Raw genomic sequence first — 12,381 nt, 5'->3', positions numbered from 1 at the left:
ACAGATATTTCATCTAAAACAGTAGTATTACCAAAGTTTTGATATTTTGGTTTTTCTATTATGTAAATTATGCTATCTTCTTCGATAGCTTTGAGATTATGTTCTTCTAGTACGCTATTTAGATTACTTAATACCGTACCCCCCCCCGAAACCTAACTTTTTGAGAATCTATACTTTTATCTTTCAAGTTATTAGCTTTTGAGATATATGTTACATTATATTTCTTTACTATATTCTCTACTGCTTCTTGCAAACTTATCTCTTTTGCATTTAACATTGTTCCACTTAACATCATTGATGTTACAACTGACATGAAAACTTTGTTTTTCATCCTAAATCCTTTGTATTAATTTTGAGAATTTGTTTCTCTATATAGTAAGACGATTTAAATGAAAAAAATGGACAATTTTTACAAAAGAATTTTGAAATTTATTAATTAGAGTTACTTTTTGTAACAAAAAGAGTGGAAAAAAGTTTGAATTTTAAAATAAAACAAAATAAAAAAAGATATATTTTCTACCTTTTTTATTATATTTTAGATTGTATAAAATTATCCATTTCATTTACAATTTCTTCAATAGTTCTTTCACCATCTATTTTTTTTAATAAACCTTTTTCTTCATAAAATGCTTGAATTTGTGCTAATGGTTCAGTATAAACTTTCATTCGGTTATTAAATACCTCAACTTTATCATCATCTCCTCTTGCTCGTCCTAGAACTCTATCTCGTGCAACCTCTTGGCTCACAACAACTTCTATGCAATTTATAAGTTCAACTTCACTTTCATTTACTAAATACTTATCAAGCTCATTCATTTGTTCCAAACTTCTAGGATAACCATCTATTATTATCGTATTTGTTGGTGCATTTTTTATGGCATTTAATATTGTTTTTATAGCTATTTGTATTGGAACTATCAGACCGTTATTTATGTATTTTTCTATCTCTTTTCCAATTTCACTCTTTTTTGCAACCTCAGCTCTTAACATATCTCCTGTACTATAATGAGTAATATTTTTGTGTTTTTGTGAAATAAGTTCTGCATCTGTTGTTTTTCCACTTCCTGGAGCTCCGATTATTAAAAATAGTTTTTTCATATATATAACCTTTCCGATTTTAAAGTATTCATTGTATCAAAAATCATTTAAAACAAAAGTGTAACTTAAAAAACTTATCTACTATTAAATGCTTTTTATATACAATGTGCTAAAAATTTTTAAGGATAAAATATGAATTTAATGCTATTTGGAGCACCAGGAGCTGGAAAAGGAACTCAAGCAAAGTTCTTGATTGAAAAATACAATATTCCTCAAATCTCAACTGGAGATATTTTAAGAGCAGCAATTACAGATAAAACTGCTATGGGAATGGAAGCAAAAAAATTTATGGATGAAGGAAAATTAGTACCTGATTCAACAATCATTGGTATTATCAAAGATAGACTTGTAGAATCTGACTGTAAAAATGGATTTATTCTTGATGGTTTTCCAAGAACTCTAGCTCAAGCAGAAGCTTTAGACGAGTTAATGAACAATATGAAAATATCACTTGATAAAGTAATCTCTTTAAATGTTCCAGATTCAAATATAGTTGAAAGAATCACAGGAAGAAGAACATCAAAAGTAACTGGTAAAATCTATCATATTAAATTCAATCCACCAGTAGATGAAAAAGAAGAAGATCTTGAACAAAGAGCAGATGATACAGAAGAAACTGTTACAAAAAGACTAGAAGCATATCATACTCAAACTGCTCCTTTAATCGACTTTTACAAAGCTAAAGGAATATTTATAGAACTTGATGGAACAAAAGATGTTTCAGAAGTTACAAAAGATATGATAAACTCACTTTCTTAAATCTTTAAAAAGTAACCATAGTGTGGTTACTTTTTTATTTTAAACTCTTTGCGTAAAATTTTCATCTAGTTTTTTAATATCCAAAAGCATAGCTACTTTTGATTCTTTTACATCATCTGTATCTTTTATCTCAACTAAACTTTCTATTAAAGTTCCACTTCCTAAAAAATGATTTTGTATATGTTGAATTGATTTTTCTTCCACTGTACAAATAGTTTCAAGTGAACTTACTAAAAGCCCTATACAATGTTCTACATTATCTTTATCATACTCAACTAAGATAATATTTGAAAGTGTTTCATCACTTATATCTTCATTTATAAATTCTCTTATATCTAAAACAGATATTAGTCTATTTTTATGTAAAACCATACCTTTAAAAGGATTTGTATTATCCATTTCTATTGATTCTTGAAGCTCTTCTATCCCTATAGATTCTACTACATTTTTTGAATTTACTGCAAGTAGTTTTTTACCTAAATAAAAAGTTGCTAATTCTGTTGTATTTCCTGTAAAATCCTTTTTTTGAGAAGTTATAAATTTTGTTTTAGCTTGAGTTAAAATAGTATCAACTTCAACTTTTCCAATTAAGATAAAAATAAAAGATAAAACATCATTTTTGTACTCTCTATATCCACTTGAACATTTAACTCCAACTGCATAGTAGTTTCCACGAAATTCTATGATACGACTTAAACTTTGTCCATTGTTTAGTTTAAAAAAGTTCTCATCTATATCTAAATATGAATTTACTTCAAAATTTGTGCTAGTTGTAGCTATAATTTGTCGATTTTTATCAGTAAAAAAGGCATAAACTCCTTTTTGTTTTACTCCATTGTTATCTTTTGGTAAAACTTCATCAAGCATTGTATAAAACTGTGATGTTGAATCAAAGATAGTAGCGATTCCACCAATAACTCTTTTTTCATCTTTTAAAGAGAAAATTGCACTACTATAAATATATGTTGAATTGTTATCATAAAGAGTAGTTTTTTCAAATTTTGAAACATAATATTTTGAAGTATTATCTAAAAATAGAGTTTTTTCTACTAAATCTTGTGTTAAAGTTTTTCCAATGATAGAACTATATTTATCATTTGATATAGCAATTACTTTTCCTTCTTTATCAAAAAGTATCAAATTTGTATAGACGGTATATAGACTATTGATATATTTTAAAATAGAACCCAAATTTTCTTCTTTTTGGTTTATTGCTAAATTGTCTTCTAAAGCTTCTTTAAAGTATGAAGTTAAAGCCCACCATCTACAATCGTTTGCTCTTTCATACAAATTTCTATCCATAATATCAATAGCAAGTGAAGATAAAAACTCACAATCTTTTAATATTGAAGAGATTATTGTTTGGTTTAGATTATCTAAAGATGAACTAGCTTTATTTCCTGTAAGTCCAATTTCATTTAATAAAGCTCTTGAAAATGTTCTATTTGTTGAATTAAATTTACTTTGAATAATATTCCCATTCCAAATAACTCTTGTTAAATTATCTTGAATTTTTTTACTATTTTCAAATACATCTTTTAGCTCTTTAGAAAAATGCTGTTCATTTTTAATCATTGAATTTACAATTTGCTCATCAATAGCTAAACCTTCATGTTTTTCACTTAAAAAAGCATATTCAAGTGGTATCATAATATGAGCATACCATTTTGGACCAAAGAATCCTTGATATCCAGTTGTTTGTGAGCTTTTTGCTATATAATCTCGTCCAGCGAATGATATAATTTTATACTTTTCATTTAAAATTATTGGTAACTTTACATCTAAATTTATATGAGCTTTGTCACTACTTGCTATTACATAACCATTTTCATCAAGTATAGTTAGACACTCTTTATTTTTTGGATTTACTAAATTATTAAAAATTACTTTCATCTCATCTTTAAATTTAAAACAAAGAGATAAAACTCCTAAGATTTCATTACTATTTGATTTTTTAACCTTATATGAATATACTAAAGATTGTTTATATTTTGGAATAAAATCATGATATTGATAACTTTCAACATAGTCTTCACTTGTATTTAAAACCTTGTGAATAAAAGATATATCAACTTTTTCTACATCAATATCTTCATTCATTCGTACAAGTACTCGTCCATTTGTATCTAATAAAACAATATCAAAATATACAGAATATTTAGAAACATACTCTTTAAATCTTTTTTTAATATTTTGTTTTAAAACCAAACTATTTTCAGCATATTTTGATACAAAATTCTCTAAAAAAAGCCTAATATCATCATCCGTTGCCAAAAAACCAATATCAGCTCTTCTTTCAAAAAGATTTCTAATAAGAATATCAATAGATACTTGAGATTTAAAATTCATCTCTTGAGTAACTTTTTTAATTTGTTGGATAGTTAAATGATTTAGTAGTGTTGAAGTAAGATTTAGAAAATTATCTTTTGTTTTTCCTATATCTATATTAATATCGCCAAGTTGTCCTAGAAGTGATAGAATATCCCAAGATGAGTTCAAAGTTCCTAATTCATCTTTGTATTTATCTACATCTTCAACATATTTTATAATTGGATATAACTCATTTTTTATGTTTATACCCTTATAATTTATTGTTTCCTCTTGCATAACAATCTCCTATTAGGGCTATTTTGAGTTGTGTTGAACTTCTATGTTCAATAAAAAATAATTTTTTATTCTCCTATTTTATGTATGATTTAAAAAATCTGGAAATTCTATCAGAAAAAAACTTTTATATAGTTTTTAACCTTGCATTCCTTGAGTAAACTTCTGTTTTGAGTTACAAAAACTCTTTTTTTCAATAACAATCTCTTTTTGTCTCTCTTTTCTTCTTGGATCTTTTTCTACAAAGATTTTCTTTTTTGTAAATGGATCAAGTTCAGTATAATACATAACAGCAGAATAAGTTCCTGGAGTTGGAGTAAATATTTGTGCTTGTTCTGGATTCATTTTAAGTTCATGAGTTGTAAATTGTTTTAATTCATGCATATGTTTTTCTTCACATCCAGGATGAGCTGCAATTAAATAATAAGTTAAAAACTGTTTTTTACCCGATTCTTTATTCAAATCATCATACATTTTTTTAAAATCAATAAGTGTTTGTTTTCCTGGTTTTCCCATATGATGTAAAACCTCATCATTTGTATGTTCAGGAGCAACTTTCATTTGACCTGAAATATGATGGTCTATCATCTGCTTTAAATACTCTTTTCCATAAACTTTATCAGCAGTTATCAAGTCATATCGAACACCTGAAGCAACAAAGGCTTTTTTAACTCCCGGAACTTTTCTAATATCTTTTAAAAGCTGAATATTTCTGCTATGATCAACTTTCATAGTTCGACAAAGTCTATGGGCATCAACACATCTTTTATTATCAACACAAGTTCCAAGATTTATTTTTTTCTTACACTCATATCCATACATATTTGCTGTGGGTCCACCGACATCAGAGATTATTCCTTTGAAATCTTTCATCGTAGTAAAATGTTTTGCTTCAGAGATAATATTTTGTTCACTTCTCGTTCGTATAGTTCGACCTTGATGAGCTGCAATGGCACAGAAGTTACACTCTCCCCAACAGCCATGATGAGTCATAATTGAAAATTTAATAGTCTCTAAACATTTTACTTTTCCATCTTTTGCATGATATGGATGGGCATCTCTTTGGTATGGATAAGATGCTATTTTATCCATTTCCTCTTCTTCTAAATGGCGACTTGGTGGATTTTGTATCAAATATCTTCCATCAACTTCTTGACAAAGTCCTTTTGAATAAATTGGGTCATTGTTATCATAAAAAGTTCTAAAAAGGTCTATGTATTTTTCTTTATTTGCTAAACATTCTTTATGTGAAGGTATTTGAAGATAGTCATCTTTTGGCTCTTTTGAGATATAACAAAGCCCTGCTATTGTTCGTACATCTTTTCCTTCTTTTAAATATGTTCCTAAATCAATAATAGCTTGTTCAGCCATACCATAAACCATATAATCAGCTTTTGAATCAAATAAAATTGGTTTTCTAAGAGTGTTTGACCAATAATCATAGTGAGTAAGTCTTCGCAAGGAAGCTTCAATTCCTCCTAAAACTATTGGAACTGTATTTTTAAAATATCTTCTTATAAGATTTGTATAAACTAAAGTTGCACGATCAGGTCTTTTATTGTTTTTTCCACCAGGAGTATAGTCATCATCATTTCTAAATTTTTTACTTGCAGTATAGTTTGAAACCATAGAATCAATACTTCCACCACTTACTCCCCAAAAAAGTTTTGGTTCACCAAGTCGTTTTACATCTATATCACTATTAACATCAGGTTGACCAATAATACCTACACGAAGTCCAATATCTTCTAAAATTCTTCCAACAACAGCAATTCCCATAAAAGGTGAATCTATATAAGCATCACCTGTTATTAAAACAACATCAAGTTCTTCCCAACCTCGTTGTTTCATCTCTTCTTTTGTTGTAGGTAAAAATTTATTTTGTGAAAAATTGTTTATGTTTTTATTTAGCATATTTTTGTGTATTATAAGTTTTTGTATTGAAAGTAGAAAGCTAAAATTAGCTATCTACACTTTTTCTTACACGAATGTGTAAATCTTTTAATTGAGTTTCATCAACACTCGAAGGTGCTTGTGTTAGTAAACATTGAGCTTTTTGAGTTTTAGGGAATGCTATAACATCTCTAATAGAATCTGTTCCAGCAAGTAACATAATCATTCTATCAAGTCCTAAAGCAAATCCACCATGACTTGGAGCTCCATATTGTAAAGCATCAAGTAAGAATCCAAATTTTTCTTTTGCTTCTTCTTGGCTTATTCCCATAAGTTCAAATACTTTTGATTGAATTTCCTCTTTATGGATTCTTATGCTTCCACCACCAAGTTCTGTTCCATTTAATACAATATCGTAAGCGATTGATTCAATCTCTTCTAAATCTTCTTTATTTAAATCTTTTGGCATTGTAAATGGGTGATGAAGTGCTTTTGTTCTTCCATCTTCAACTTCAAACATAGGGAAATCTACAACCCATAAAAATTCATATTTATCTTTTGGAACAATATTCATCTCATCAGCTAAAAATAGTCTAAATCTTCCCATATAGTCCCAAACAGTTTTTTTATCCCCTGCTCCAAAGAATACTACATCTCCAACTTCAAGTTGTGTAACTTTTACTATCTCTTCTAAATCAGCTTCTGTAAAGAATTTTGTAAGTGGACCTTTAAGACCATCCTCTTTCATTTGGAAGTATCCAAGACCTTTTGCACCAAACTTTCTTACATAATCTTCAAAACCTTTCATCTGTCTTTTTGAAAATATATTATCTCCGTTTGGACATATTAAAGCTTTTATTCTATTTGCTTTTTTATCTTTTGCAATTTCACTAAAAATCTCATTTGAAGATTTTTCAAATATATCAATAACATCAATTAAAGGCATATCAAATCTTAAATCAGGTTTATCTGAACCATAACTTTCCATAGCTTCAGAGTATTTCATTCTTTTAAAAGTTTTTGGAATATCTTTTCCACATTTTGTGAATACATCATAGATTAATTTTTCAGCAACACCTATAACATCTTCTTGATTACAAAAACTCATTTCAACATCTATTTGAGTAAACTCTGGTTGTCTATCTGCTCTTAAATCTTCATCTCTAAAACATTTTGCAATTTGGAAGTATCTATCAAATCCTGCAACCATTAAAAGTTGTTTGAATAGTTGTGGTGATTGAGGAAGTGCATAAAACTCTCCAGCGTGAACTCTTGATGGAACTAAATAATCTCTTGCACCTTCTGGAGTTGATTTTGTCAAAATTGGAGTTTCAACATCTAAAAACCCTAACTCATCAAGTGTATTTCTAGCTTGAATAGTTGCTTTACTTCTTAATTGGAAAATATCAAATGATTTTTTACTTCTTAATTCTAAAAATCTATTTCTTAATTTTATCTCATCATTTACTTTTTCATCATTTATATCAAAAGGCATAGCTTTAGATCTATTTTCAATAACAAGACTTTCTAAAATAATCTCTATTTTTCCAGTTTCTAAATTTGGATTTTCTAATCCCTCACCTCTTGCTCTTACAGTTCCTGTTGCAATTAAAACATACTCATCTCTTACAGTTTCTGCAACAGCTAAAGCCTCTTTACAATCTTGTGGGTCAGCAACAAGTTGAACTAAACCACTTTTATCTCTTAAATCTATAAAAATAATCCCACCGTGGTCACGTCTGCTATTTACCCAACCAGCAACTGTTACTTTTTGTCCTATTAAATTTTCTCTTACACTTGTATTATAATGTGTTCTCAAATTAAACTCCATTTTTCTAAATAATCCGCGATTTTATCCAAAACCTACTTAATTTCTACAAACCCATACTCTGTACTTTTAAATAGCCTTGGAGTATAAATTGCTTGATTTTCTAAAACTTTTGTCGGAATAAAACTATTATTGCCATTAATTAAATAGTTTATTCCTACTAATGTTGAATAATCAACCCATTCATAGATGATATTACCACCATAAGATAAAATCTCATCTTTTAGTTTGTTATCAATATTTTCAATAGAATTTGCTAAAACTAGCCTTTCTCTATCTTTATCTTGAGTTAAAGTCATCAAAACTGGATCAAAATTTATTTGTGTAGAAAATATCATTTTAGGATATATATCATTTGCTCTTAATTGAGATAAAATCAGTGAGCTTTTTACAATATCAGTATTTAAAAATAAAGCACTATTTCTCAATCTCGAATCTACAACAATACTTCTAAAATTTGTTTCATCTTTTTTTATCTCTTTTCTAACAATCGTATAATCAACTACTGATTCATAACTATTTTTTAATTTTGTTCCTAAATATGTATCTTGATAAAATAACACATTTGGACCATCAGTGTAATAACTTAATTTTTTAAGTTGTTCTTCATAAGATATTGAACCAAAAATTAAATTATCATTATTTTCTAATGACTCTTTTTTCTCTATTAAAGGTAGATATACTAAAATATCATTTAAAGCAATTTTATTTATATTGTTTATAGAATTCGGAGTATATAAAGCAATTACTTTTGTAATTCCCTCTTCTTTTACTTTATCAAAAGCTTTATTTATATTTTCAGGACTCTCATTTATACTATCAATTACAACTAAATTGTAATTAGCTTTTACAAAAGATAGATAACCTGAAACTGTATTTATAGAATTTCTTGCATATTTAGATACCAAAGAAGATGGATAAACAAAAGCTACTTTTATATTAGCTTTTGTTCCATCAATATCACTTATCACAATACTATCACCATCTTTGATAATTTCATTTTGTGAACCGCTATTATTGATAATCTCTTCTTGAATTATAGTATCATTTGAAATAAACTCTTCAACAACTGTTTTTTTATCTTCATCAACTTGTTTTACTGGAACAGTTTGATTTGGCAGTTTTAACTGAACAACTTGTTTTTGTAAACAACCTGAAAATAAAATAGCCATAAAAATTAAAGTTACTAAATGCTTCAATTTAACTCCTCATATAGATTTTTTATTTTTAACATATCAAGGTAAGTATCTTTTTTTAAAGATGGATTTTTTAGTAAGTGTATAGGAGAAAATATTGGTATCAATAAACTAGAATTAAAATTTAAAGTTTTCCCTCTATTTTGCGAAAAATCTTCATCATTTTTCATTAAATAACTATAAACTTTCTCCCCAACAGCAATAATAAGCCTTGGATTTATAATTTCAAGCTGTTTATGAAAATAACAACTACAACTTTCAAAGTTTTGAAAACTTGCTTCTTTTGACCCTCTACACTTGGCTAAAGTTGTTATATAAACTTCTTCTTTTTTGATATTTAAAACATTTTCAATCATTTTAGAGAGTAATTCTCCAGTATTTCCTGAATAAAAAATTCCTAACTCATCTTCACTTTTTGTTGGTTCATCACAGACAAACATAAGTTTACTTTGATTATTTCCATAACTAAAAAGAGTATTCTTTCTACCTTTTGATAGTTCACATAAATGACAGTTTGCAACAGAATTTTTCAAATCATTTAAACTATTTGGTAAATTAAAATCACAACTACTATAAAAATTGATATTTAAATTACTATGATAGTTAAATCCAAAAAGTTTTTGATTGTATAGATATTTTAAAATTTGATTCTTAACTTGTTTTGTCATATGAGATTTTACAAAAAATATACTTTAGTATTGATTTGTATTTAAGAAGTTTTAAATAAGGTAAAAACCTTATTTAAACTATTTTTTTCTATGTACTATTCTACCTTTATCCAATGAATAAGGTGTTATTTCCACAGTAACTACGTCGTTTGGTAATATTTTGATATAGTGCATTCTCATTTTACCTGAGATATGACATAAAACTATATGACCATTTTCTAATTGTACTCTAAACATAGCATTAGGTAAAGCTTCAATAACTTTACCATCAATAACTATTACATCATCTTTCGCCACTTTCTCCCCTTAATCTTCCCGATTACTTAAAATAATTGCTCTACCATTAACAACAGCAACTGTATGTTCATAATGGCTACCTCTTAATCCATCAGCTGAGATTACATCCCAACCATTTTCTAAAATAACTGGATTTCTATCTTTTTGACAAATCATTGGCTCGATACAAAATACCATTCCATTTTTAATTTTTGGTCCAGACTTTGTATCTCCATGTTCCAAGTAATTTGGAATTTCTGGATCTTCATGTGGTTTTCTTCCAATACCATGTCCACAAAATCTAACTAGCGGTTGGTATCCTCTAGCAACAATAAAATCTTCAATTTTTTTAGATAACTCTTTAAATCTCATTCCATCTCTTATTATGTCAATTGCATAATACAAAGAATCCTTAGAACAAGCTATTAAATCTTCATCTTTTTTTGAAATTTTACCTATTGGCATAGTAATTGCACTATCACCATACCAACCATCAATTTCTGTTCCAATATCAAGGCCTAGTATATCGCCTTCTTTTAAAACAACATCACTAGGAATACCATGAATAATAACTTCATTCAAAGATGTACAAATAGCATTAGGAAAACCATATAATCCTTTAAATGCAGGTCTTGCACCTAAGTCTCTTATAAATTTTTCTCCAATTGTATCTACTTCTTTTAAAGTCATTCCTGCTTTAACATTTTCTTCAAGATATTTTAAAGTTTTAGCAACTGCTTGATTTGCAACAAAAAGTTTCTCAATTTCGTGTGGTTTTCTAAGAGCGATTGACATTTTATAGTCCAACCGCACTTAGAGTTTGATATTTGCTTGAATATTGTTGAGCTTCAATTTTTCTCATTGTATCAATAGCAACTTGAACAACAATTAATACTGCAACCCCTCCAAAATAGAAAGGTACTCCCATAGCTTTTACGATTAACCATGGTATAGTAGATATTAATCCCATATATATAGCTCCCCAGAAAGTCAATCTTCCTGCAACTGTATTTAAAAATTCAGCTGTACTTTCTCCTGGTCTAACTCCAGGAATAAATCCACCTTGTCTTTTTAGGTTTTCTGAAATATCTTTTGCATTGAATGTAATTGAAGCATAGAAAAATGCAAAGAAAACAACAAATAAAAACATAAATAGATTAAAAGTATATGAACTAGGATTTAAATAATCAGCAATCATAATTAGATACTTATTTTGGCTACCTTGTAACACTGTTGCAGGGAACATCAAAATAGCACTTGCAAAAATTGCTGGAATTACTCCTGAAAGGTTCACCTTAATAGGTATATAATTCATTACTCTTCTTTTTTGGTTTTGCATCATAACTTTTCTTGAGTATGATACAGGAACTCTTCTTTCACCTAATTCAACATAAATAATAGCACCAACAGTTGCTATAATAACAATTAAAATACCAATAACTGTTAAGAAATGCATTTGACCATTATTTACTAACTCTACAGTTCCACCAATAGCACTAGGTATTGCAGATACTATACCAGCAAAGATAATTAGTGAAATACCATTTCCAATACCTTTTTGAGTGATTTGTTCTCCAATCCACATTAAAAGCATTGTTCCTGTTAGCATTGAAATAGCTGATACTGCTATAAACGTATTCATATCAATAGAAATGGCACCTTGTCCATTTTGACCAGTTAATGAATTAAGACCTACTGAAACACCCACAGATTGAACTAATGTAATAACTATTGTAGTGTATCTGATGATTTGCATATATTTTTGCATACCATCTCTCTCTTTTTTCATTTTACCTAAAGCTGGGAAAGTTGCTGCAAGAAGTTCCATAATAATAGAAGCAGTAATGTAAGGCATAATTCCTAGTGAGATAATACTTAGTCTTTCAACTGCATTTCCACTAAACATATTTACCAACCCTAAAGCATTATTTGCATTTGAGTCAAAAAATTCTTTAACTACATCTATATTAACTCCAGGTACTGGCACATATGCCAATAACCTGTAAAGAAGAATAAAGCCTAAAGTAATAAGAATCTTATTTATTAGATCTTTACTCAT

At 28.1% G+C, this 12,381-nt stretch carries 11 protein-coding genes; 1 reads left to right on the top strand and 10 read right to left on the bottom strand.

Annotation, left to right across the window (positions count from 1 at the left end; genetic code table 11):
* Window positions 1–127: 127 nt before the first annotated feature.
* Together CRU91_RS09550 and CRU91_RS09545 are read right to left on the bottom strand one after the other, a co-directional pair.
* Window positions 128–331, bottom strand: a complete 204-nt coding sequence (locus CRU91_RS09550; RefSeq protein WP_113894999.1) for a hypothetical protein — start codon at window positions 329–331, stop codon at window positions 128–130.
* A 197-nt stretch (window positions 332–528) separates the two neighbouring features.
* Window positions 529–1,098 (bottom strand): adenylate kinase, encoded by a 570-nt coding sequence (locus CRU91_RS09545; protein WP_113894998.1) that lies wholly within the window; start codon window positions 1,096–1,098, stop codon window positions 529–531.
* 132 nt (window positions 1,099–1,230) lie between these two features.
* On the opposite strand from CRU91_RS09545, the gene CRU91_RS09540 reads away from it, so the two are divergent.
* Window positions 1,231–1,857: an adenylate kinase gene (locus tag CRU91_RS09540; protein WP_113894997.1), complete on the top strand. Its 627-nt coding sequence runs from the start codon at window positions 1,231–1,233 to the stop codon at window positions 1,855–1,857.
* Window positions 1,858–1,896: 39 nt separating this feature from the next.
* On the opposite strand, the gene CRU91_RS09535 is transcribed toward CRU91_RS09540, so the two are convergent.
* From CRU91_RS09535 to secY, 8 genes are all read right to left on the bottom strand, one after another.
* Window positions 1,897–4,464: a chemotaxis protein CheW gene (locus CRU91_RS09535; protein WP_113894996.1), complete on the bottom strand. Its 2,568-nt coding sequence runs from the start codon at window positions 4,462–4,464 to the stop codon at window positions 1,897–1,899.
* A 135-nt stretch (window positions 4,465–4,599) separates the two neighbouring features.
* On the bottom strand, window positions 4,600–6,375 hold the full coding sequence (locus CRU91_RS09530; protein WP_113894995.1) for a YgiQ family radical SAM protein: 1,776 nt from the start codon (window positions 6,373–6,375) through the stop codon (window positions 4,600–4,602).
* A gap of 46 nt (window positions 6,376–6,421) precedes the next feature.
* The gene (aspS, locus tag CRU91_RS09525) at window positions 6,422–8,173 is read right to left on the bottom strand and encodes an aspartate--tRNA ligase (RefSeq protein WP_113894994.1); all 1,752 of its coding nucleotides are present in this window, start codon (window positions 8,171–8,173) and stop codon (window positions 6,422–6,424) included.
* Between the two features lie 44 nt (window positions 8,174–8,217).
* Window positions 8,218–9,381: a hypothetical protein gene (locus CRU91_RS09520; protein WP_113894993.1), complete on the bottom strand. Its 1,164-nt coding sequence runs from the start codon at window positions 9,379–9,381 to the stop codon at window positions 8,218–8,220.
* Entirely contained in the window at window positions 9,378–10,046 is a 669-nt protein-coding gene (locus CRU91_RS09515; protein ID WP_113894992.1) for a uracil-DNA glycosylase, read from the bottom strand. Before CRU91_RS09515 ends, CRU91_RS09520 begins: the two co-directional genes overlap by 4 nt.
* 78 nt (window positions 10,047–10,124) lie before the next feature.
* A complete protein-coding gene (infA, locus tag CRU91_RS09510) occupies window positions 10,125–10,343 on the bottom strand; it encodes a translation initiation factor IF-1 (RefSeq protein WP_113894991.1) in 219 nt (72 codons plus the stop codon).
* 9 nt (window positions 10,344–10,352) lie between these two features.
* On the bottom strand, window positions 10,353–11,117 hold the full coding sequence (gene map, locus CRU91_RS09505; protein WP_113894990.1) for a type I methionyl aminopeptidase: 765 nt from the start codon (window positions 11,115–11,117) through the stop codon (window positions 10,353–10,355).
* A gap of 1 nt (window position 11,118) precedes the next feature.
* Window positions 11,119–12,381, bottom strand: coding sequence for a preprotein translocase subunit SecY (gene secY, locus CRU91_RS09500; protein ID WP_113894989.1), 1,263 nt, complete (start codon window positions 12,379–12,381; stop codon window positions 11,119–11,121).

The organism is Aliarcobacter vitoriensis (genome assembly GCF_003316695.1).
GTDB lineage: Bacteria > Campylobacterota > Campylobacteria > Campylobacterales > Arcobacteraceae > Aliarcobacter > Aliarcobacter vitoriensis.
This window is presented reverse-complemented; position numbering and strand designations above follow the sequence as displayed.

What these genes read in the sequence shown, in the direction of transcription:
- CRU91_RS09550 (WP_113894999.1), bottom strand. Translation starts at nt 331, where the DNA reads ATGAAAAACAAAGTTTTCATGTCAGTTGTAACATCAATGATGTTAAGT.
- CRU91_RS09545 (WP_113894998.1), bottom strand. Translation starts at nt 1,098, where the DNA reads ATGAAAAAACTATTTTTAATAATCGGAGCTCCAGGAAGTGGAAAAACA.
- CRU91_RS09540 (WP_113894997.1), top strand. Translation starts at nt 1,231, where the DNA reads ATGAATTTAATGCTATTTGGAGCACCAGGAGCTGGAAAAGGAACTCAA.
- CRU91_RS09535 (WP_113894996.1), bottom strand. Translation starts at nt 4,464, where the DNA reads ATGCAAGAGGAAACAATAAATTATAAGGGTATAAACATAAAAAATGAG.
- CRU91_RS09530 (WP_113894995.1), bottom strand. Translation starts at nt 6,375, where the DNA reads ATGCTAAATAAAAACATAAACAATTTTTCACAAAATAAATTTTTACCT.
- CRU91_RS09515 (WP_113894992.1), bottom strand. Translation starts at nt 10,046, where the DNA reads ATGACAAAACAAGTTAAGAATCAAATTTTAAAATATCTATACAATCAA.
- map (WP_113894990.1), bottom strand. Translation starts at nt 11,117, where the DNA reads ATGTCAATCGCTCTTAGAAAACCACACGAAATTGAGAAACTTTTTGTT.
- secY (WP_113894989.1), bottom strand. Translation starts at nt 12,381, where the DNA reads ATGAGTAAAGATCTAATAAATAAGATTCTTATTACTTTAGGCTTTATT.